The organism is Pseudomonas sp. GW822-FHT05A08, from assembly GCF_058800485.1.
Genome location: NZ_CM179511.1, coordinates 5076155 through 5098093, shown reverse-complemented (window position 1 = coordinate 5098093; position 21939 = coordinate 5076155). Strand labels below are relative to the sequence as shown.

General features: G+C 63.8%; 13 protein-coding genes. 5 read left to right on the top strand and 8 right to left on the bottom strand.

The annotated features are described in order from the left end of the window. Nucleotides 1-152: 152 nt before the first annotated feature. The 3 genes from msrB to AC3RCP_RS22680 all read left to right on the top strand — a co-directional run bounded on the left by msrB (nt 153) and on the right by AC3RCP_RS22680 (nt 1601). Complete coding sequence (gene msrB, locus AC3RCP_RS22690; RefSeq protein ID WP_007931439.1) at nt 153-545, top strand: peptide-methionine (R)-S-oxide reductase MsrB; 393 nt, start codon at nt 153-155, stop codon at nt 543-545. A 112-nt stretch (nt 546-657) separates the two neighbouring features. After that, entirely contained in the window at nt 658-1143 is a 486-nt protein-coding gene (locus AC3RCP_RS22685; protein WP_007931440.1) for a glutathione peroxidase, read from the top strand. Next, nucleotides 1140-1601, top strand: coding sequence for a MarR family winged helix-turn-helix transcriptional regulator (locus AC3RCP_RS22680; RefSeq protein WP_087092769.1), 462 nt, complete (start codon nt 1140-1142; stop codon nt 1599-1601). Before AC3RCP_RS22685 ends, AC3RCP_RS22680 begins: the two co-directional genes overlap by 4 nt. Here AC3RCP_RS22680 and AC3RCP_RS22675 read toward each other — a convergent pair. Next, complete coding sequence (locus tag AC3RCP_RS22675) at nt 1585-3906, bottom strand: hybrid sensor histidine kinase/response regulator (protein ID WP_492571803.1); 2322 nt, start codon at nt 3904-3906, stop codon at nt 1585-1587. The two genes, AC3RCP_RS22680 and AC3RCP_RS22675, sit on opposite strands and share 17 nt — an antisense overlap. Nucleotides 3907-4070: 164 nt before the next feature. Between AC3RCP_RS22675 and AC3RCP_RS22670 the strand changes: the two genes are divergently transcribed. Further along, the gene (locus AC3RCP_RS22670) at nt 4071-4961 is read left to right on the top strand and encodes an ATP-binding protein (protein ID WP_007931443.1); all 891 of its coding nucleotides are present in this window, start codon (nt 4071-4073) and stop codon (nt 4959-4961) included. Continuing rightward, nucleotides 4958-5440, top strand: a complete 483-nt coding sequence (locus tag AC3RCP_RS22665) for a GAF domain-containing protein (protein WP_085531688.1) — start codon at nt 4958-4960, stop codon at nt 5438-5440. The genes AC3RCP_RS22670 and AC3RCP_RS22665 overlap by 4 nt, the downstream gene beginning before the upstream one ends. A gap of 6 nt (nt 5441-5446) precedes the next feature. Here the strand turns inward: AC3RCP_RS22665 and AC3RCP_RS22660 are convergent, their stop codons facing one another. From AC3RCP_RS22660 to AC3RCP_RS22630, 7 genes are all read right to left on the bottom strand, one after another. Continuing rightward, nucleotides 5447-8395 carry an HD domain-containing phosphohydrolase gene (locus tag AC3RCP_RS22660; RefSeq protein ID WP_492571802.1) on the bottom strand — a complete coding sequence of 983 codons (2949 nt, stop codon included), beginning with the start codon at nt 8393-8395 and terminating at the stop codon, nt 5447-5449. A gap of 206 nt (nt 8396-8601) precedes the next feature. Continuing rightward, nucleotides 8602-10707 (bottom strand): ATP-binding protein, encoded by a 2106-nt coding sequence (locus AC3RCP_RS22655; RefSeq protein WP_492571801.1) that lies wholly within the window; start codon nt 10705-10707, stop codon nt 8602-8604. A gap of 107 nt (nt 10708-10814) precedes the next feature. Further along, nucleotides 10815-11441, bottom strand: coding sequence for a response regulator transcription factor (locus tag AC3RCP_RS22650; protein ID WP_007931447.1), 627 nt, complete (start codon nt 11439-11441; stop codon nt 10815-10817). 296 nt (nt 11442-11737) lie between these two features. Beyond that, nucleotides 11738-16696 (bottom strand): hemagglutinin repeat-containing protein, encoded by a 4959-nt coding sequence (locus AC3RCP_RS22645; protein WP_492571800.1) that lies wholly within the window; start codon nt 16694-16696, stop codon nt 11738-11740. Between the two features lie 111 nt (nt 16697-16807). Continuing rightward, nucleotides 16808-18430: a ShlB/FhaC/HecB family hemolysin secretion/activation protein gene (locus tag AC3RCP_RS22640; RefSeq protein ID WP_492571846.1), complete on the bottom strand. Its 1623-nt coding sequence runs from the start codon at nt 18428-18430 to the stop codon at nt 16808-16810. An 858-nt stretch (nt 18431-19288) separates the two neighbouring features. Continuing rightward, nucleotides 19289-20620 carry a deoxyguanosinetriphosphate triphosphohydrolase gene (locus AC3RCP_RS22635; RefSeq protein ID WP_007923253.1) on the bottom strand — a complete coding sequence of 444 codons (1332 nt, stop codon included), beginning with the start codon at nt 20618-20620 and terminating at the stop codon, nt 19289-19291. A gap of 101 nt (nt 20621-20721) precedes the next feature. Continuing rightward, nucleotides 20722-21885, bottom strand: coding sequence for an EAL domain-containing protein (locus AC3RCP_RS22630; protein WP_277589360.1), 1164 nt, complete (start codon nt 21883-21885; stop codon nt 20722-20724). Nucleotides 21886-21939: the final 54 nt, after the last annotated feature.

Genomic DNA, 21939 nt, shown 5'->3' with positions numbered 1-21939 from the left:
ACAGGCCTGAAGCCTGGGTTCGCGGCGGCAAAATCCGTTTGAACCCGTGTAACACGGCTGCCAGACTGGCGTCTAACGAGGCGCAATCATACGTGCCGCCCGATCCGTGGAAAAGATACAGATCGGGCTTTTTCAGTTGCAGAGGAAGGACCATGGAAAAGCTGGAAAAAACCCTTGAAGAATGGCGTGCCATGCTCGATCCGGAGCAGTACAACGTCTGTCGTCTCAAAGGCACCGAACGACCGTTCTCGGGCAAGTACAACGCCACCAAGACCGACGGTGTGTATCACTGCATCTGCTGCAATGCGCCGTTGTTCGACTCCAGGGCCAAATTCGATTCCGGTTGCGGCTGGCCGAGCTTCTACGAGCCAATCGGCGAGAGCGCCATGGTCGAGATCCGTGACCTGAGCCACGGCATGATCCGTACCGAAGTGGTCTGCGCCAAATGCGATGCGCACCTGGGGCATGTGTTCCCGGACGGTCCGCCGCCGACCGGCCTGCGCTACTGCATCAACTCGGTGTGCCTGGACCTGGTTCCACGCTGACCGGAGCGAGCGGCCAAGGCGATTTTTCGGAATCGCTTTTCGATTTATTAAATTGCGCACAATTTAATTGAGTACTACTTTTATCGGACCTTTCATTTCTGGAGTCCGCACCATGAGTGACACATTGCTGAACATCCCGTGCACCACCATCAAGGGTGAGCAAAAGACCCTGGCCGACTTCGCCGGCAAGGCCGTGCTGGTGGTCAACACTGCGAGCAAGTGCGGTTTCACCCCGCAGTACAAGGGCCTGGAAGAACTGTGGCAGACCTACAAGGACCGGGGCCTGGTGGTGCTGGGCTTTCCCTGCAACCAGTTCGGCAAGCAGGAGCCGGGCAACGAAGGGGCCATTTCCGAGTTCTGCGAGCTGAACTACGGCGTCAGCTTTCCGCTGTTCAAGAAGATCGACGTCAATGGCGCCGAGGCGCATCCGCTGTTCGTGCAACTGAAAAAACGCGCGCCGGGGGTACTGGGTTCCCAGGGCATCAAGTGGAACTTCACCAAGTTCCTGATCGGCAAGGACGGCGCGCTGGTCAAGCGTTTCGCCCCGGCCACCAAGCCCCAGGACCTGACCGGCGAGATCGAAGCCCTGCTCAAATGACCGACCTGTTCGCCGACTCGCTGAAACTCGACAGCCAGCTGTGCTTCAAGCTGTACGCCGCCTCGCGGGCCGTGGTGCGGGGCTACAAACCGATGCTCGACCAGTTGGGGCTGACCTACCCGCAGTACCTGGTGATGCTGGTGCTCTGGGAATGGCAGGCCACGCCCCCCGAGCTGCCGACGGTCAAGGCGCTGGGGGAGCGCCTGGCGCTGGATTCCGGGACCCTGACGCCGTTGCTCAAGCGCCTTGAACAGCTGCAACTGGTGCAGCGCCAGCGATCGTCCCGGGACGAGCGCGAGGTGCACCTGAGCCTGAGCGCGGCCGGCCTGGCGCTGCGCGATCAGGTGCCGCCGCTCAAGGCGGCGCTGTTATGCGACAGCGGGGTCGACCTCGACAGCCTGAGCGAATTGCGCCATGGCCTGGACCGGTTGCTGGCCCAGGTCAAAGCGCCGTCGTAGTCGGCACCCAGAGGTCCAGCAGGGCAATCAGCTCTTCACGACGGAAGGGCTTGGACAGGTAGTCGCTCATGCCCGCGGCCCGGCAGCGCTCGCGCTCTTCGGGCATGGCATTGGCGGTCAGGGCGACGATCGGCAGGTCCGGCCAGCGGCCGCTGCGGCGGATCTGCCGACTGGCCTCGTAGCCATCCATCACCGGCATGTTGCAGTCCATCAGCACCAGGTCGAAATGCTGGTGCTCCAGCACGTCCAGGGCCTCGGCACCCTGGGAGGCGACCGTCACCTCGCAGCCGAGCTTGCTCAACATGCCTTTGGCCACCAGTTGGTTCACCGGGTTGTCCTCCACCAGCAGGATAAAGGCGCGGCGCAGGGGCGCCAGGGTTTCCAGCTGGGTTTCATTGATCACCGCGGTTTCGGCCAGCAGGGCCCGGCGCAGGGTCTGATACAGGGCGTTGCGCGCCAATGGCCGCGCCTGTTGCTGCAACGGCGCCAGGGCGCTGGCTTCTTCGCTGGGCAGGAAACTGCCGTAGGCGGTGACCAGCAGAATCGGCGCGCTGATGCTCGGGCGCAGGCCGAACAGGCATTCCGGGCAGTCGGTGATCAACAGGTCCGGCTTCTGCCCGAGCAGTGACTCGTCGAGATCGCAGCGCCGATACTCCAGCCCCCAGAACGGCAACTGCACGCTCAACAGTTCGGCCAGGCCGCTGCCTTCGGAGGTAATGGCCAGTACCTGGCCGTGCAGCGGCGGCGGTGGGCTGGCTGACGTGTGGCAGGGCAGCGGCAGGTCGGCACAGAACTGGCTGCCGAAACCCACCTCCGAGCTGATGCTCAGGCGCCCCTGCATGGCTTCGCAGAGGTTGTAGGTCAGGGCCAGGCCCAGGCCGGTGCCGCCGTATTGCCGGGTGATCCCGGCACCGGCCTGGGTATAGGGCTGGAAGATCTTCACCTGGGCCTCGCGGGCGATCCCGATGCCGGTGTCGCAGACTTCGATCCTGACCCCGTCCTCGAACGTACGCAGACGCACATCGACACGGCCGAAGCGGGTGAACTTGAGGGCGTTGGACAGCAGGTTGCTGACGATCTGCCGCACGCGCGTGGGGTCGCCGAGGACCAGGGCCGGAAACTCCGGCTCGATCAGGCAGGCCAGCTCGACGCTTGGCGCGGCGTTCTGCGACAGCAGGTTGGCGGTGTCTTCCACCAGTACCCCGAGGTCGAAGGGGATGCGCTCCAGTTCCAGCTGGCCGGCGTCGAACTTGGACATGTCGAGAATATCGTTGAGCAGCTCCACCAGCACTTTGCCGGAGTCGTGGGCGATCGACAGTTGCTGGCGTTGTTCGGCGTTCAGCGGGCTGTCCAGCGACAGGGCGATCATGCCCAGCAGGCCGTTGAGCGGGGTGCGGATTTCATGGCTCATGTTGGCCAGGAAGGCGGCACGCGCCTGGGCCATGTCGAGGGCGGTGCTACGGGCGACTTCCAGTTCTTCGTTGGACTGGCTCAGCCGGTCGTTGATCGCCTTGAGCTCGGTGGTGCGCGCCGAGACGATGTTTTCCAGCTGCCCGAGATAGTCGGTCAGGCGGTTTTCGGCATTGCGCCGTTGCTGGATCTCGGTGGCCATGTTGTCGAACTGCTGGTTGGCGACCTTGACCAGCACGCCGATCTCGTCCTGTTCGTGGCTGGGCGGGAAGTCCAGCCGGGTCTGGTCGGGGCTGCGCGGATCGCGCCCGCTGAGTTCGCGAATGACGCCGACCAGGGGTTTGGTCAGCATCACGTAGAACAGCGCCAGAAGCAGCCCGGTGAGGATCAGGCTGCGCACGAAACCGTTGATCAGGGTGATTTCCGCACGGCGCAGGAAGCGGCTGCCGAACGAGTAGGTGTCGACTTCCAGGTGCAGGACGCCGAGGGATTCCGAGGGCAGGTGGTCGAGGTACAGGCGGTCCTGGAACTCGCGCTTGGCGCCGAATAGGAAGTCGCTGAGCATCCGGTAGGAGCTTTGCTGGGCCGGCCGGGTGACGTTGGCCAGCAAAGTGTCGTTGTTGTCGATCAGCCGGGCGCGGATGATCGCCGGCGAGCGCAGCAGGCCGAGCGTCAGCTCCTGGGCGAGCTCGGCGTCGATGTTATAGGCGATACGCGAGGCCGGATTGTGGCTGATTTCCAGGAGTGCGTTGATTTCCCGGTTGATGGAGGCATCTTCACTGGCATAATCGATGCCGATTTGCAGCAGACTGAGCGCCGTCCCCAGGACAAAACCGACCAGCACAGTGAGCCTGGCTTGCTTGTAAGACAGGCGGTTGGTGAACTTGATGTCCATGGGGTGTTGAACCAATTTCCGTTTCCCTTCGCTGGGCAAGCATAGCTGATCATCAGTGTGTGCCGGCAGGGCTCGGCGCCGTTCGCCTGCGGTAGACCTGGCATGCGCAAGGTCGTTGCGTCTGCGTGCCACATCATTACTGGGAACCTGCCCGAGGAGAAGTTGTGGAATCTCGATTGAATGCTTTTCTTGAGCGCGCCGATGCGGTTCTGGCGCGTATCGAGCCGCTGTTGCCCGCGCCGCGACAAGCCATCGACTGGACCCAATGCCTGGCCGCGCGCTGGCAGCGTGAGGGCCGCAGCGGTTTCCTGCTGCCGCTGGACGTCAGCCTGGACATGCGCCTGTCCGACCTGATCGGGGTCGATAACCAGCGCGACCAGCTGGGGCGCAATACCCGGCAGTTTCTCGACGGCCTGCCGGCCAACCACGCCTTGCTGTGGGGCTCGCGCGGCACCGGTAAATCGTCGCTGGTCCGCGCGCTGCTGGCCGAGCATGCCCAGCACGGCCTGCGCCTGATCGAGATCGAGCGCGATCACCTGGCCGACCTGCCGCGGGTGGTGGAGCAACTGGTCAAGCTGCCGCAGCGTTTCGTGCTGTTCTGCGACGACCTGTCGTTCGAGTCGGGCGAGGGCGACTACCGGGTCCTCAAGAGCGTGCTCGACGGCTCGCTGGAGCAGGCCCCGGACAATGTGCTGCTGTACGCCACGTCCAACCGCCGGCACCTGGTTCCGGAGAAGGAAAGCGACAACGAGAACTGGAAGCGCGTCGATGGCGAGCTGCACCCGAGCGAAGCGGTGGAAGACAAGATTGCCTTGTCGGACCGTTTTGGCCTGTGGTTGTCGTTCTACCCCTTCACCCAGGAGCACTACCTGAACGTGGTCGAGCACTGGATCGGCGAGTTGGGACGCAAGGCGGGCCTGCAATGGCAGCGTGACGAAGCCCTGGACATCCTCGCCGTGCGCTGGGCCACCGGCCGTGGCAATCGCAATGGTCGCTGCGCGTATCAGTTCGCGCGCTACTGGGTAGGTTTGAAGTTGTTGGAGCAAAAAGCATGATCGATCTGCAAAACACCGGCAAAGGCCTGGACGGCTATGCCTTGCTGTGCGCCCAGCTGGAATCGTTGCTGGCCGACGAGCGCGATTTCATCGCCAACGCCGCGCAATTCTCGGCGTTTCTGTTCAACCAGCTGGACGACTTGAACTGGGCCGGGTTCTACCTCAATCGCAACGAGGAACTGGTGCTCGGCCCGTTCCAGGGCCAGATCGCCTGTGTGCGCATTCCCTTCGGTCGTGGTGTGTGCGGCGCGGCCGCGGCGAGCCTGCAGACCCAGCGGGTCGAGGATGTGCACGCGTTCCCCGGGCATATCGCCTGCGACAGCGCTTCCAACAGTGAGCTGGTGGTGCCCCTGGTCAAAGAAGGGCGGCTGATCGGCGTGCTGGACCTGGACAGCCCGAAAATCGCCCGTTTCACCCTCGAGGACCAGGCCGGCATCGAGCGCCTGGCGGCGATCTTCCTGCGCCTGACCGACTGCTGAGCCTCGTCAGACCCTGAGCCCGGCCTTGCCCAGCACGGCCTCGGGGTCTACCCCGTCGATCTGCTGCGGTTCCATGAAGCGGTCAGCGTACTGCTGGTAGATCCCGGTCTGGATGAACAGCTCGAACAGTTCCGGATCGATATGGGCAGTGCGGCACATGGTTGCCATGATGCCCAGCGCTTCGCTCAGGGTCTTGCCTTTCTTGTAGGGACGGTCCGCCGCCGTCAGGGCTTCGAAGATATCGGCGATCGCCATCATCCGCGCCGGCAGGCTCATCTGCTCCCGTTTCAGCTGCTTGGGATAACCGCTGCCATCCATTTTCTCGTGATGGCCGCCGGCGATCTCGGGAATGCTGCTCAAGTGGCTGGGGAAGGGCAGATGGTTGAGCATCAGGATGGTCTGCACCATGTGATGGTTGATCACGTAGCGCTCTTCCCGGGTCAGCGTGCCTTTGCCAATGCTCAGGTTGTACAGCTCGCCACGGTTGTATTTGTAAGGCGGGACATCGAGCTTGAAGCCCCAGGGATTGTCCGCCGGGATCAGCTCGGCGGGGTTGCGTTCGATCAGTTGCTCGGGCTTGTCGGCCAGCAACTGTTCGGTGACCGGCAGGGGCGGCGCCGGTGTGCGTTGCTGGCGGTGGTTTTCTTCCCATGACACGCCCAGGCGGTCGTCCAGCGTCCGGCTCCAGGTGCGCTGGGCGATCCTCGCCAGCCGTTGCAGATCGGCCTCGCCCATGGCTTCGGTGCCCAGGTTGCAATGGGCGATAAAGGCAAAGTCGTCGTCCAGTTCCACCAGGCTTGCATCGCGGGTCGCGGCCAGGGAAACCTCATCGCCACCCTGGGCGCGAGCCTGCCAGTAGTCGATCCAGGCATCGCGCTTGAGCACCTCGACGCGGGTGCGGATTTCATGGATACGGTCGTTCAGGGTTTCCAGCTTGGTGGCCTTGTCGACCACGTACTCGGGGGTGGTGATCTTGCCGCAATCGTGCAACCAGGCGGCGATATGCAAGGCCTCCCACTCATCTTCGCTGGGCTGGTAGGTGCTGAACGCCGGCTGCTGGCTGGCCGCGGCGGCCTGGGCGAGCATCAGCGTCAGTACCGGCACCCGCTGGCAATGCCCGCCGGTGTAAGGGCTCTTGGCGTCGATGGCCCCGGCCAGCAGTTGGATGAAGGCGTCGAGCAATTGTCTTTGCCGGTTCTGCAGGCGCTGGCTGTCGATGCTGACCGCCGCGGCGCCGGAAACCGCCTGCAGGAACGCGACGCGGTCCGGGCCGAGTTTTTCCAGGTCGGCTTCCTGGCCGCTATCGGCCAGCAGCAGCACAAGGATGCCGACGGTTTCGTTGTGGCGATTGTGCAGGCGGATACCGATCAGGTGCACGCTGGGGCAGTTCATCGCCAGCAGCACGCCTTGCAGGTCGGCCGCCTGCTCGAACCCCAGGGTCGTGACCAGGCTCTCGCCGTTCGCCAGTTGCCGCAGCCATGCGGGGCTTGCCTCGTGCTGGATGTCCTGGCTGCGTACATCGAACGCCTGCAGGTCCTGGACAACATCGGCGATGATCAGGCCGTGGGGCTTGAGGTTCATGCCATCGTTTTCGCGCAGGTAGATCAGCCCGGCCTGGGCCTGGCCGATCTTCATGGTTTCAACCAGCACCCGTTGCAGCAGCGGGTCGAAGCGGGTTTCCGCGGAAAGGCTGGCGGTGATCTCGAAAAAGCTGGCCAGGGTTTCCTTCATGCGGGCCATCGACACGCTTAACTGGTCGATTTCCAGCACGGGTGAGCGGCGGGTCAGCGGGTAATCGAAATCGAAGCTGCGGATGGCATCGGCTTCCTGCACCAGGGCGCGCAGCGGCCTGACCAGCACGCGCGAGGTCAGCCAGCCGAGCGGCAGGCACAACAGCAGAATGCCCAAGGTGATGAGCGCGCCTTGCCAGCGCAGGCGATAGGCATCCGTCAGCAGCTCGTCCTCGGGCACCAGCAGCGCCAGCTGCAACCCACCGGGCCCACCTTCCTGCAGGTGCTGGCTGGCAACTATCCATTGGCGATCCCCGAGCCGCAGGCGGTTGCCCTGGGCCTTGCCTTGCAGCAACGCGTCGAGAGCCGGGTTCAGGTCGTTGGCGCGGATCAGCCGGGCGCTCTGTTCTTCGACGATCAGGCGACGGCTGTCCGGGTAGGCCACGGCATGGCCATTGCCATCCACCAGAGCGATTTCGGTGCTGGGCGTGACCCGATGCTTGGCCAGGGTCGCCGAGAGTTGTTCCAGGGTCAGGTCGGCCCCGATCACCGCCTGGTTGCCGCTGCGGCGGGCGAGGGTGGTGCCGACGTTGCGGGTCGAGAAAAAGACGTAGGGCTCGGTGGTGATCTGATCGGTGTCGTCCTTGGCGCCCGCAAACCAGTTGCGGGCGCTCGGGTCGTAGGATTCCTGGGGGTTGTCGCGGCGGCTGACGGGGCCGAGGCTGGCGTCGTAGAACAGCGACTGCGAATGCAGTTGCCCGGTGTGGCGGTCTCGCTCGATGCTCCAGACTTCGTAGGCCGCGGCTTCAGGGGCCTGGCGAGCTTGTTTCAAAGCCTGGGTGCGCAAGGGCCGGACCATGAAAAAATCCCCATCGGCATAACCCACATAGAGTGAGGCCAGGTCGGGGTTGTCCTTGAGCGATTGGCTGAAAGGCCCAAGCAGCGCCAGGCGTTGCTCGAGGTCGCCGGCCTGGATGGCCGGGTTGCCCACCAGCAGGCTGAGCAGATGGCGAATCGGTTCGTAAGTCGCTTTCAGGTCCAGTTGCACGTCCTGTTCGATGCGCTGGAACAGTTTTTCACTGCTGGAAAGGATGATGCGGGTGGTCTGCTGGTAATTGAAAAAGCCCAGCACCACGCCGGTCAGCAGAAGCAGGCAGGTGAACATCACGCTGATATGCACATGGAGAGGAAATCGGCGTTTATCGAATGACAGCGTGCTTGGCATTGCAGCTCTCTCCAGGGGGCGCGTGATGCGCAACTCAACGTTTGAGCATAGTTAAGGCAGGTGCATTGCGCTCAGGGGAGGCAGCTCCGGGGGGCGTTGCGAATTGCATTGCCATGAGGCTTTTGGGGTCGACTGACAGGATAGTGGCTTTTTGATATTTGCCTGGCAACTAGCCGCACCACAAGTTGCTGCGCTGGTGATGGGGATCAGGTCGTAGCCGGGCTGTGCTGTTGATCGATTTGCCACAGCAGGGCCCGTTCGAGCTTGAGCATGGCCTGTTCCAGGGCGGTTCTGCGCTGCATCAGGGTTTGCCTGTCCGCGTCTTGCAAAACAGCCTGCTCAAGGGCTTCGCACTGCGTTTCAAGGTCTTTTGCCTGCACCATCAGGGCCGAGCCCTTGATCTTGTGGGCGAGTTCCGCCAGTGCCTGGGGCGGGGGCTCGCAGGGCAGGGCCATCAGTTGCTGGCGGTCCCGGTAGCTGCAATGCAGCAGTTCGGTAAGGATGCGCAGGGCGAACTGCGGTTTGCCGCGGGACAGGGTGCGCAGCGCCTTCAGGCTGAACACGCCATTCCAGGGCCGCGGTTGCAGGCCCGCCAGTTTATGGCCGAGGGTCGCCAGGCCGACAGGCTTGAACAGGCAGTCATCGATGCCGGCCTGTTCGCACTGCTGCCTCTCTCGCGGCCTGGGGCTGGCGGTCACCCCCAATACCCGGCAAGCCGCGCGGGACTCCAGGCGTTCATGCTCGCGGATGGCGCGGACCAGGTCGTAGCCGTGCATACCCGGCATATTGCAATCGACGATGAGCAAGTCGAAGAACCCCTTGCACCAGAGCTCGAAGCCTTGCTCGACGTCTTCGGCGGTGCGGCAACGGTGCCCGAGAAAGTGCAGTTGTTCGCTCAGCAGCAGGCGGTCCGCCGCATGGTCATCGATCACCAGTACGTTCAAGGCCCGGGTGGCAGGGGCAATGAGTGGTTCGACGAGGGGCGCGGGTTTTCGCGCTGGCTGACAGGCCAGCGGCAACAGGACCCGGACTTCCGTGCCTATGCCCGGCTGGCTGGTCAGTTGCAGCGTGCCCTGCATGAGCTCGCAGAGGTGACGGCAAATGGTCAGGCCCAGCCCTGCGCCGTCAGGTCTGGATGGGGTGCGAGCCTGGGCCTGGAAGAAGGGTTCGAACAGCCTGTGCTGATCCTGCTCGTCGATGCCGATGCCGCTGTCCGTCACTTGCAGCATCAGCCGCACCTGTTGCGGCTGTGTGGCCGCTTGCAGGTCGAGATGGATTTTGACCTGACCCTGTTCGGTGAACTTGATCGCGTTGTGCAGCAGGTTGCCCAGAACCTGCTTGAAACGCAGTGGGTCGAGCAGCACATCGACTGGCTCGACGCTGGAGTGGACGGTCGGTAGCAGCTTGAGGTGCTTCTCCCGGGCCTGGCTGTCGAACTCCCTGACGATGGATTCGACAAGGGCGCGCGGCTCGAGCCATTCGGGCGCCAGGTCCAGGCACCCCGATTCGATGCGGGCGATATCGAGGGTGCCGTCGACCAGGCCCTGCATCGCCCGGGCCGAGCGATAAGCCATTTCAATGACCGGACGATCCTGGGACTGGCTGTCGGAGCGCTGCCGCAGCAGTTCCAGCGCCCCGATCAGGGCATTCATGGAGCGGCGCAGTTCGTGGCTGGTGCTGGCCAGGAAAGCGCTTTTCGCCAGGCTGGCTGCTTCGGCCTGTTGTAGGGCGGCCTTGAGGCTGTCGCTGAGCCGATGGCGTTCGCTGATATCGACCCAGCCGCCGATGATGCCCTGGACCTCGCCGTTCGCGTCCCGGTAGGGCAGGACCCAGTGCTGGACGGTCAGCTCCTCTGTGTTCAGGCGTAGTGGCCGGTCACGCAGCAACGGGCTGTCTTGCGCCATGACGCGCTGGTAGTCGGTGTGATATTCGCGGGCCTGCTGGGGATCGTCCAAAAGTCCCTGCAACAGGCTTTTGCCGATGACCTCTTCGCGCCGGGCGGCGAAGCTTTCCAGGTAGCTGGCATTGCAGCTTTGCAGCAGGCCCTGGCGGTCGCGCACGTAAGTCGGATGCGGCACGCCGTCGATCCAGGCCTGCATGAAGGCGAGCTGCTGCCTGAAGTCATGGGTGGCCTGTTGCTGCTGGGTCAGTCGCCGGTGCAGCCAGGCATTCCAGCCCAGGGACGCCAGCAGCGGCACGCCGAGCACCAGGCCTGCGAGCAGGAGCAGCCCGCGATGCCCGTTATCGAGAGGCGGGGCGGTGGCCGATTCAAGACAAGGCGCCGTGTCAGGGCACTGAGGGAGGGATGTCATTGCGGACTCTGGTTGCCCGGCCTCGACCAGGCCAAACAACAGGAACAGCGAAACTGCCGTGGCCGTCAGGGTTAAATAATAAAGAATGGGTTTGAACATCCTGTTTCTCACACCAGTTCGTGACGTTGTGCCAACTCGATAAGTTCCGCCATGGAAGTCGCGCGAAGTTTGTGCATGATTCTTTTTTTATAGGTACTGACGGTCTTGCCACTGAGAAATATGCTGTTGGCTATTTGCGTGCTGGTGCTGCCCTTGGCAAAAAGTTGCAACACCATCAATTCCCGATCGCTGAGCAACATCAAGCGGCTCAGTTCGTTGTTTGCCGTTTCATCCTGACGCGGCGTTTGCAGGGCATGGCTCGGAAAGTAGTTGTAGCCGCACAACACCGCCTTCATGGCGCTGAGCACTTCGCTCAGGTCTTCCTGCTTGCACACATAGCCGCAGGCCCCGGCCTGCATGCAGCGCGCGGCGAACAGGGCCGGCGATTGCGCCGTCAGCACCAGCACCCGCAAGGACTTGTCCAGGGCGCCGAAACGCAGCAGCAGTTCCAGCCCGTCGAGCTTGGGGATGCTGATATCGAGCACGATCAGGTCCGGCATGCTGTCGCGAACCATTTGCAGGGCATCGACACCGTTATCGGTTTCGCCGACGACTTTATAACCCTCATGTTCCAGCAACATGCGGATGGCCAGTCGGATAACGGGATGGTCGTCGATGATGAAAACAGAACTCATGGTCAAACCCGTGGAAATAAATACAGGTCTGGACCTTAGCGCAGGCAGGACAGTGGATATATGCGGGTTAAGGCGGGGTTGGGGACAATAAGGCAGTTCTTACATGAAAGACGGTTTCGGATTACAGCAGTTTTTCAGTTGAAAGTAGGAATGAGTATCCAGCCATGTAAAAGGTAAGGAGATGTTGGAGGTTTAGTGCACTTTTTCGCAGGGCAATAAAGGGCGCTGAGAAGAGAAGGGAGCCAGGCAAGGCTGCCCCCCGTTCATGGGGGGCAGCCGCTCACGGAGCGCTTGCCTCAGGGCGCTTTCTGATCGATGCCGGCCTGCAGCAGCTGGCTGTCGCTATGGCCACCGACGCGCAGCGGCCCCAGGTTGAACGCCTGGTCGTTGCGGGTGGCGTCGTCCTGCTTGCGGGTCAGCTCATCCTTGGCGCCAAGGACCAGGTTGACCGGCGACTTCGACAGGTTGAGCCCGACGTCGGCGCGGTAATCCGTGCCCGCCAGTGCGGTGCTCTTGACGGTCGAGCCGCCGAGGTCGACCTTGCCTTCGCTGGCGCCGATCCGCGCACCGCTGAGCTGGGTTTCACCCGACACCTGCAGGTTGACCCCGCGGCTGCCACTGATGCCAGAAGCCTCTGCCACGCTGTCCTTGCTCTGACGGCTGACATTCAGGTTCAGGGTCGGCGTGTAGGAGGTGTTGCCGCTCTTGTCGCCGAACAGCACGCCTTGTGCGGTGTTGGTCAGCTTGCTGCCAGCGCCGGTTTTCTCGCTGACGGCGTAGCTGTCGCTGGTTTTCGGCCAGACCCGTTCCTTGAGGCTGGAGAAGCGATCGCCCAAGGCTTCGGTCTTGTCGGCGAGGTAGCTCTTGGCTTTGTCTACGCCGCGACCGAAGGCGCCCTTGGGTTCCGGGTTGACGTCATAGCTGCCGCTGCGGGTGAATTTCTCGCCCAGGCGTTCCTTGGCGATTTCGGCCTTGTTCACCAGGTTGTCCTTGGCCGCAGTCAGGCGTTCGGTGCCTTTGTCGACGACGTTTTCCAGCTTCTCGCGGTGCTTGTCGAAACCGCCTTCGGCCTTGGCCTGCAGCTTGTCCTTGAGCGGGCCGGTCTGCTTGGTCAGCTTGTCGACCACGCCAGGCTGGTTTTTCTCGGCATCCAGGCGGGCGTCGAGGTTGACCGTGGTGCTGCTGAGCTGGTCCTTGCGGCTCTCCACCTTGAGGTCGCCACCGATCCGCCCATCGACCTGATTGGCGTCGATGCGCGCCCCTGCCAGATGGGTGTCGCCGTTGCTATTGAGCGTCACCTGGTCGGCCTTGATCAGGCTGTTGTGCTGGGTGGTGCTGTGCAGTTGCTCGACGTCGATCTTGGCCCGGGCATGGATACCGCGATCGGTTTTCGGCGATTCGTGTTCGCCGGCGTCGGCCCGGGTGGTCTTGCCACCGTTGCCGCCGGCACCCAGGGTCAGGCCCCAGTTGTTGTGGGCCTGGGTGGACTGCGCCGACTCCTGGTAGATCCCGCCCTGGTCGGCGCTGAGGGTGACACCCTTGGCCTCGATCTGGGTGCCCTGCAGGTGCAGCGCGGTAGTGCTGTCGGAGCCGCTGGCGAGTGTTACCTGGCCATTGCTGTGCAGTTGCCCGCCGGTCTGGCTCTGGTCCTGTTCCGAGACCCGGCCGATGTTGAAGTTGGCGCTCAGGTTGGCGCTCTTGCCGCTGCTCTGCTCGCTGCTGGTCTTGCTGGCGCCGCCCGTCAGGCCGCCACCGAGGTTGCTGCCCTGGCTGCTATGGGTATCGACCGCGGCCTGCAGGTCGAGCTTGCCGCCGGCGTTCAGGTTGATGTCGCCGGTCTTGGCGGTCTTGCTGCCGATGGTGGTGCCCTGGAGGATCAGGTCGCCGCCGCTGGTCAACTCGATCGGGCCCTTGCCCTGGATAGTTGCCACCCGCGCCTGGCTGTCCTGCTGATCCAGGCGCTTGTGGTCCAGTTGTACGCCGGCGCCGAGGTTGAGGTTATTGCCGTTGGCGCCCGGTGCGCTGCCGACGGTGAGCGAGGCATCGCCGCGCAGGCTGGAGTCGCTGCTGTTCTGCCGGTCATTGGCCTGGTTCAGCGCCAGTTCGCCGCCGCTGTGCAGCTTGACGCCGGCGTCGCCGCCATCGAACCGGCTGCCTTCGTACTGGCCATCGCCGTTCAGCACGATGTCCACACCCTGTTTGCCCACATAGCTGCCGACTACCGCCTTGCTGCTGTCGCTGCGCTTGTCGCTGCTGCCGCCGGCGCCGCTGCCACGCACGTTCACGTCCTCGCCAGTGGTGGTGTAGACCCGCACGCCGGCCTTGGCGTCCAGTGCCTGCTCGCTGCTGCTGTGGGTATCGCTGGCGGCCTTGGCCACCTGGCTGCCGGCGTCGATCTTCAGCGCACCTTGAGTCGCCTCGTAGCGGCTGCCTTCATCCTGCAGCTGGCCGGCGACCTTGACCTCGACCTGGCCACCCGTGAACTGGCTGACCACGGCGGTGCTGCCTTGCTCGGTGCGCTGTTTGTTCTGGTGGCCGACTTCCACGTCCAGGCCAACATTGGGTTGTTCCAGGGCATCGAGCAGGCCCGGTTGATGGAACTTGCGCTGGGCCACGCCTTCGATGGCTTTTTCCACCGGGCGGGTCAGGCCCTTGTATTCGACGTTGGCGCCGATATCGGCGCTCCAGGTGTTTTCCTTGTGGCTGGTGGACTCACTGTCGTGCGCCGCGCGGTTGTCGACCTGCTCGGCCTTCACCAGCAGCTTGTCGCCGGCCTTGACCTGGGCACCCTCGGTCACCAGGGCGTTGCCGGCCTTGATGGTCAGGTTGCCGGTGGCATTGATGCCGGTGGTGTTGGCGGTGCGGGTATCGCGGGTGTCCTGGGTACTGCTGTGGGCGAACTCCACACCGTTGCCGGCGCGGTCCAGGCCGCCGGTGTAGTAGAAGCCGCCGCCGGTGGTGCGGGTGTCGGTGCTGCTGCTCTTTTGGTCGTGATCGGCCAGCAGCTCGACCTGCTGGCCGCTGAGGCTGGCATCGCCGTGGGTGGCTTTCAGGTCGCCGCCCTTGATGCTCAGGTTGCCCTTGGCAGCGACTTCCAGGCTGCCGCCGCTGAGGCTCGAACCCTGTTGCTGGGTGTCGTCGGTCTTGACCGTTTTCTGCTGGTCTTCGTAACGCACGCCGGCGCGGTATTGCCGGGTGCCCGGGGCGTTTTCCTTGGCATAGGCGTCGAAGCCACGGGTGTGGGTCGTTTTTTCGCTCTGCGTAGTGTCCTGCGCCGAGTCGATCTTGATGTCGCCGTCGGCCTCGGCCTTGAGCTCGCCGGTCGCGGCCACGTACGCGCCGCTGATGGCGATGTCCTTGGCACTTTCGAGCTTGAGGTTGCTGTCCGAGCGCAGGTCGCTGGTGACGGTGGTGCTGTCTTTGCGGTTCTGCCGGCTTTCGTCCTTGGTGATACCGAAGAACTTGCTGTCCTTGCTGTAGCTGTTGTCGTGGGAGCGGTCCTGCACGCCGTCGATGGTCAGCGAGCCTTTTTCGCTGATCACGCTGGCCTGCTTGCCGCCGCGGGCCTGGCTGCCGCTGATGCGGACCTCGTCGGCCTTGACGATCAGGTCGCCCTTGGCATTGACCTTGCTGCCCTTGTTCAGGGTCTTGCCCTTGTCGCCGTCGCCGTTCTTGCCGAAGAAGCTGCCACCGACCAGGTCGCCGGAATAGGACTTGTCGCTGTTGCTCTGGGTGCGGCTGGCGCTGGTGATGTCCACCTGGCGCCCGGTCAGCTCGATATTGGTGCTGGCCAGTTCGGCGCCCTGCAGTTGCAGTTGCTTGCCGCTGGTCAGGTGCAGGTCGTCGCCAGCCTCCAGTTGGCTGGTGATGCTGCGTTGCTCGCTGCTGGACTTGTCCCAGTCGGCTTTCCACAGGTGCTTGCGGTGCCGGCCCTGATCGCGTTGTTCGTGGGTTTCGGTGGCGGCGGTCAGGCGCAGGTCGGCACCGCTGTCGACTGTCAGCTTGTTTTTGGCCTTGATCTGGCTGGCCTTGATTTCGGTGTTGGCGCGGGCCTTGAGCTCGGCATCGCGGCGGGCGGTCAGTTGGTTGCCGTGCTGACGGCTGTCGCTGTCGGTCAGGGTACGGTCGTAGGTTTCCCAGGTGATGCCGATGGTGCTGTTGTGCCACTGCTCGCGCTTTTCCTGGAGCTTGCGGCTTTCGATGGCGCTCAGGGTGAGGTTGCGTCCGGCATCGAGCTTGATATCGCGAGCGCTGACGTCGGTGGCGGCGAGGGTCAGGTCCTGGCCGCTGCGCAACTGCACGTCGCCCTGGCTGCTGTGCACGCCGGCACGGATGGCGTCGAGGCTGTCGGGCCTGGCCTGGCCGCTGATGTGCAGGTCGCCGGCGGAGGCGATATCCACCCCGTCGCGGCCCTTGACCTGCACCGCGCCGACCCGCACGCCCGCGCCTTCGGCGGTGCTGACAATGTTGATGCGTCCGGCCTGCATGGCGCCGAACAGGCTGGCGTCGATGCGCTGCTCCTGGGTGTTGCCGGCCGGGTCGGTGCTCAGCACCTTGCCGCTGGCCGGGTCCACGCGGTTGCGCCCGACGGTGAGGTTGAGCTGGTCGCCGGCCGTAAGGTCGCCCTGGCTGTCGATGCGTGGGGCGATCAGGTTGATGCTGCCCTTGGTGTTGCTCAGGCCTCGGCCCTCGACCGTCAACTGGCCCTTGGCGTCACGGGTGCTCAGGGCTTGCAGCTTGCCGTCGTTGAGCTCGGGGCGGCCGACCAGCAGGCTGGCGTTCGGCGTATTGATGAAGCTGCCGCCGTTGACCGAGATGCCGTTGGGGTTGGCCAGCACATAGTCGGCGGCGCGGCCGAAGATCTCCTGGGTGCCGTTGAGCGCCGAGGCGTTGCGGCTGATCACCTCGTTGAGAATCACGCTGGCGTCCTGGCCGTGGAACTGCGGGTTGGCAGCCAGCTGCCCGGCCAGTTGCGAGGCGCCGGCTTGCAGGGAGTTGTTCAGCACCACGCCCTGGCGATCGACGTTGTAGTCGAGGAACTGGTTATGGGAGAGCCCGGCGCCATTGGGCGCGACGATGTTGACGATCGGCACGCCGTTCTGGTTCTGCAGCTGCGGGATGCCGCCCGGGCCCGGGGCCACGGTGATGCCGCCGGCCAGCGCCTGCGGCAGATGGGAGACCAGAAGCAGGCTGGCGATGGCCAGGCGCAGTTTGCCCCTGGGGGACAGGTGAAACACAGATGTGTTGTCGGGCATAAGAAGCTCTCTATGTGTGGGCCGAGTGGCAGTGCGCGTTGTTCGTTGCAACGCTGCTGTGGTGTTCAGGCTCGGCTGTTTTTTTCAGGCTGATGCACGGTTCGCGGAACCTCAGATCTGCACACTCAGGCGGGTCAGCCAGGTGGGCGATTCATGGTGGAAACGGTCGGGTGTTTCCAGGCTGTGCTGGTAGTCGACGTCGACTTGCACGTTCTTCCAGCTCAGGTTCAGGCCGATGCTGGCGCTGCTCAGGCGCTCGCTGCTGGCGCCCTCTTGCGCCTTGATCCGGCCGTGGTCGAAGGCCAGGCGCGGGGTCAGCTTGACCGGCAGATCGTTCTGCAACGGCAGGCGCAGGGTGTTGCGCCAGATCCCGCCGATGGCGCCCGAGGCGCTGTTTTCGCGATAGCCGCGCACGGCGGAGTCGTCGGTGCCCAGCAGTTGTTCGATGGCCGGCAGCGGGTCGGGGCTGTACTGCAGCGACAGCTGGCTCTGCCACTGCCAGGGCTGGTTGCCGAAGCGGCCATTGCGCCATTGGCTGAGGCTGGCGCGGTACTTGCGGAACTGCGCCTGCGGCAGGTTTTTCTGCACCTGTTGCGAGTCGCGGTCGGCGCCGAACCAGGTCAGGCCCTGGGCATAATTGATGTCGAGGTTCCACACCGCGCTGTCGAGCCAGAACAGGTTGAGCCCGGCTTCGGCCACGGTCAGGGTCGGGCTCTGGATGCCCAGGCGGACCTTCTCCAGGTAGCTGTCGACATCCTTGTGGGCCAGTTGCAGGTTGGCGCTCAACTGGTGGCCCTGGTCGCGCCACAGCACGCGGTCGGCGCGCAGGCTGAGCAGGTCGGTGCGCCCGCTGTTGTAGAAGGTCACGCTGCTGAGCTTGAACGGCGCACGGTACTCGGCATGGCTGGCGAACAGGCTGTAGGTCCAATAGCCGTAGGGGATCGAGTAGAAAACGCTGGCGCTGCGGCTGTAGCGCGGACCGTGATTGAGGGTGTCGCTGAAGTTCAGGTTGAGCGCGTCGTTGAGTTGCAGTGGGCTGTCGAGGCTCAGGTTGACGGAGTTGCGATCGCGCCCGGTACTGGCGCTGCCGAGGTTATCCACACCCAGCCCCAGGGCCCAGCGCGAAGCGCCGCTGCTGCGCGAGCGCAGGATGATCCGCGAGGCGCCGGGCTGGCTGCCGGGGGCGATATCGGCGGTCAGGTCGAGGGAGCGCAGGCGATTGAGCTGGTCCAGGCCCTGTTCCAGGTCGCGCAGGTTCAGCGGTTCGCCGAGCATGCCGGGAAAGGCCCCGGCCAGGGAAACCGGCAGGCTCTGGTCGGCCAGTTCGACGGCCTCGACATACCCTTCGTCGACCACGATGTCCAGCGAATGGCCGGCGGCGGGGGCGCTGCTCAGGTAAGGGCGGCTGGCGATGTAACCGGCCTCGACATAGATCCGGGTGATCTGCGCCAACAGGCGGTTGATCCCGTTCACGCCCATGCAGGGCGCGATATAGGGTTCGAGCTGGCGGTTCAGCCGGTCTTTCTTGAATAGCGTGACACCGGCGATCCGCGTGCCGCTCAGGGCCCAGCACTGTTCATCCTCGCTACCCTGGGCGGTTTCGGCGGGAGCCACCGCCGGCGTACCGAAGCTGCCGCGCTGCAACTGGCGCTGGCGCTGTTCCAGCTGCAGTTGTTGCAGGTCGCGCTGTTGCTGTTGCTGCAGGCGCAGGGCTTCCTGACCCGGTTGTGGCATATCGGCGGCCACCACGGGCAGGGCCCCGGCCAGCAGCGAGAGCAGCAACCAGCCGCGCAGGCCAGGGTGACAGCTTGGGTGACTTGAGGACGTATAGGGCACTCGACATCCTTAATAGTGGAAAACGGATGAGGAAGTGCGGGAACAACTTATCGACACGGATTCATTCCGTGTACTCACTTCCATTTTGACGCTTGAGTCCTGGGCGCGCTCTTTGTTACAGCGAGAGGTGAAATTATTTTGCAAATGCCTGCTGAACTAACAGGTGAAGCCGAAGTTTTAGTGTAGGTACTTAGTTCGCTTGCTATTTGTTTTTTGCACCGATCACTCGGGCAGGGTCATGAAAGGGGAACGATCTGTCGCGGAGTGAAATTAATCCTGGTTAACCCATTACGGTTCGAGACTAGCGGAAACGATAAAGTTGATTTGTACGGAATTTGTAATCGTGGTGGATCCGTAGGGGCCTTGTGCTGCAAGGGTTTCTGCCTGAAGGCTAGGCAGATGTATCGAAAGGTAAAGGTAGGATGTTTGGTTGTGGCGTTAACGATCTGTTTAATTCAGCCTAGTTGGCTTGCTTGTCGGGCGGCATGTATCGGTCAATATCGCTAGTTATAGAGCAAGTGCTCTAGCTGGGCGCGGTTGCGTGGAATATTGTCGATCTGGATGGTGTCTGGCGAACTTGCTGGAAGTGAACGGCACTCTCAATGCAGTGTGAAATGGCCGGGATCTCAAAGTTGAAGTAACGGCGGTGTCCGGTTACTGCCTTACAACAGACTAGGGGAATCCCTTAGTTGTCGACTCACGAGAAACCGTTCGAACGGCCACCTCGATAACGCGAGGTAGCCGCTCGACGGCGGGTCATTGCGGGCTGGAACGCCCGGTCATTTCCCGGGCCATTTCGCTGGCGTAGCTGTCGGTCATGCCGGCGATGAAGTCGATCATGCGCAGGAAGGAGGCATGCAGCGAGCCGTTCGGATCCGGCGCGTTGTTGCCCAGCAGGTCGAGAATCCGCCGGTTCTTGAACGACGGCGTGCGTCCGCCGTGCTGTTCCAGCGCGGCGCCGCAGAACGAATTGAGGAGGATTTCCAGGGTGGTGTAGGCGCCGATCTCGTGCAGGGTCTTGCGCTTGTCCTGGAAGATCTTCTTGCGCGCAATGTCCTTGGCATTGAGCACGCAACGCTTGGCCGGGCCGTGCATATGCTCCACCAGATCGCCCGGCAGGGTGCCGCTGAGCAGGGCGTCCTGCTGTTCGACGAAGGCCCGGGCGGCGGCGTTGGTCAGGTGCTCGATGGCCTTGCCGCGCAGGATCGCCAGCTTGCGCCGGCGCGAGTCCCGCGGGCCGAGTTGGCGATAGGTTTCCGGCAGGTCGTCGCCCACCAGCCCGAGCAGCAGCGACTCGACTTCGGCATAGTCGAGCAGCTCCATCTCCAGCCCGTCCTCGAGGTCGATCAGGGCATAGCAGATGTCATCGGCGGCCTCCATCAGGTACACCAGCGGATGGCGGGCCCAGCGTTGTTCCTCGAGTTGCGGCAGGCCGAGCTTGGTGGCGATCTGTTCGAGCAACGGCAACTCGCTCTGGTAGCAGCCGAACTTGTGCTTCTTGTAGCCCAGGGAGTCGGCGTGGCGCGCGGTCCAGGGGTACTTCAGGTAGGTGCCGAGGGTGGCGTAGGTCAGCCGCGTGCCGCCGTCGAACTGGTGGTATTCCAGTTGGGTCAGCACCCGGAACCCCTGGGCATTGCCTTCGAAGTTGAGGAAGTCGTTGCGCTCGTTTTCGTGCATGGCGTCCAGCCAGCCGCGCCCGGCGGCCTGCTGGAACCAGTGGCGGATCGCATCTTCGCCGGAGTGGCCGAACGGCGGGTTGCCGATGTCGTGGGCCAGGCAGGCCGATTGCACCACCATCCCCAGGTCGCTGGGTTCGCACCACTCGGGCAGGGCGTCGCGAATGGTCTCGCCGACCCGCATGCCCAGGGAGCGACCGACACAGCTGACTTCCAGGGAGTGGGTCAGGCGCGTGTGGATGTGGTCGTTGCTGGACACCGGGTGCACCTGGGTCTTGCGGCCCAGGCGGCGGAAGGCACCGGAGAAGATGATGCGGTCGTGGTCCTTGTGGAAGGGGCTGCGGCCCAGTTCTTCAGGGCTGTGCAGCGGCTTTCCGAGGCGTTCGCGGGTAAGCAGGGTATGCCAATCCAAGGCGGGGTCTCTCCGTCGAATGACTGATGGGCTAGCTTCCCGGTTCACGCCAGCGCCTGCAAGGGGAACACGCTGAATAACGGGGCCGACCACGCACGCCACTAAAGCCCCGCGGCATCGATATCGATCAACAGCAGGCGCTGGCCATTGTCGAAGAACTGCCCGGCGGTCAGGCAGTACTGGTTGCTGGTGGCATCGCGGTAGGTGTTCGACAGGGTCAGCCGTCGCTCGTCCCAGCCTTCGGCCAGCAGGTGATAGAAGTACGGGCGCCACGACCAGTTGTGGCCGACGTAGCTGTGGTCGGCCTGCCAGCGGTCGTGGCGCCATTCCAGGTTCGGCGTCAGCTGGGTGCCGTGGCGATCGCACTGATAGAAACGCAGCAACCAGGGAAAGGCATCCAGCTGGGGCAACCGTTCGATCGGGGCCCGGGCCTGGGCCCAGTCCTGCAGCAGGGTCATCAGCTCCGTGAGTTGCTGACGCATCTGCATCAGGCGTCCGCGCTCGGCCAGTTTCTGTTGCACATAGCGCTGGCGCACCCGGGCAAAAGGCGCGACGAAAGCATCGCTGGCGAAGAACGCCTGCTCGGCCCGGGCAAACAGGAAGCCCTGGACATACCGCGAGCCGCATTCCAGGGCGAAGTTGAGTTCGGTTTCGCTCTCGACCCCCTCGGCGATGATCCAGCAGCCGGTTTTCTCGGCCATTTGCGCCAGGGCCTTGACCACGTCGCTGCTGGGCCCGCCACGGGCCGCGGCCTGGAACAGGCGCATGTCGAGCTTGAGAATGTCCGGTTGCAGGGCCAGCACCCGGTCGAGCTGGGAGTAACCGGCACCGAAGTCGTCGATGGCGATCCGCACGCCGGCTTCGCGGTAGCGCGCCACCACTTCGCTCAGGCGCTGGCTGTTGCCGCTCAGTTCGGTGATTTCGAAGACCACGCGCCGCGGATCGACGCCCTGTTGCTGCAATTGCCTGAGGCTCGGCAAGGGCTGGCCGGCGCGCAGGCGGCTGATCCAGCGGGGCGAGATGTTGATGCTCAGGAACCAGTCGGCGGGCGCTTCATGCAGGCGGCCCAGGGCGTCGGCGCGAATCAGCCGGTCGAGCCGCCGCAGGGCGCTCGAGGAGGTCCGGGGATCGTTGAACAATGGGCCGACCGACAGCAGTTGGCCGTTCGGTTGGCGCAGGCGGCCCAGGGCTTCGACACCGGCAATACGGCCGGTGGCGGTGTCGATGAAGGGTTGAAAGCAGGCAAGCGGTTGCCCGTCGATCACGGGGCCTCCTTGGTTGATCTTGTTGATTCTGGCGCTGCGCCGACGCAACAGGCA

Excerpts from the sequence above, each read along its gene's own strand:
- AC3RCP_RS22660 (WP_492571802.1), bottom strand. The coding sequence starts at position 8,395 with ATGCCAAGCACGCTGTCATTCGATAAACGCCGATTTCCTCTCCATGTG.
- AC3RCP_RS22685 (WP_007931440.1), top strand. The coding sequence starts at position 658 with ATGAGTGACACATTGCTGAACATCCCGTGCACCACCATCAAGGGTGAG.
- AC3RCP_RS22645 (WP_492571800.1), bottom strand. The coding sequence starts at position 16,696 with ATGCCCGACAACACATCTGTGTTTCACCTGTCCCCCAGGGGCAAACTG.
- AC3RCP_RS22675 (WP_492571803.1), bottom strand. The coding sequence starts at position 3,906 with ATGGACATCAAGTTCACCAACCGCCTGTCTTACAAGCAAGCCAGGCTC.
- AC3RCP_RS22655 (WP_492571801.1), bottom strand. The coding sequence starts at position 10,707 with ATGACATCCCTCCCTCAGTGCCCTGACACGGCGCCTTGTCTTGAATCG.
- msrB (WP_007931439.1), top strand. The coding sequence starts at position 153 with ATGGAAAAGCTGGAAAAAACCCTTGAAGAATGGCGTGCCATGCTCGAT.
- AC3RCP_RS22640 (WP_492571846.1), bottom strand. The coding sequence starts at position 18,430 with ATGCCACAACCGGGTCAGGAAGCCCTGCGCCTGCAGCAACAGCAACAG.
- AC3RCP_RS22650 (WP_007931447.1), bottom strand. The coding sequence starts at position 11,441 with ATGAGTTCTGTTTTCATCATCGACGACCATCCCGTTATCCGACTGGCC.
- AC3RCP_RS22665 (WP_085531688.1), top strand. The coding sequence starts at position 4,958 with ATGATCGATCTGCAAAACACCGGCAAAGGCCTGGACGGCTATGCCTTG.
- AC3RCP_RS22680 (WP_087092769.1), top strand. The coding sequence starts at position 1,140 with ATGACCGACCTGTTCGCCGACTCGCTGAAACTCGACAGCCAGCTGTGC.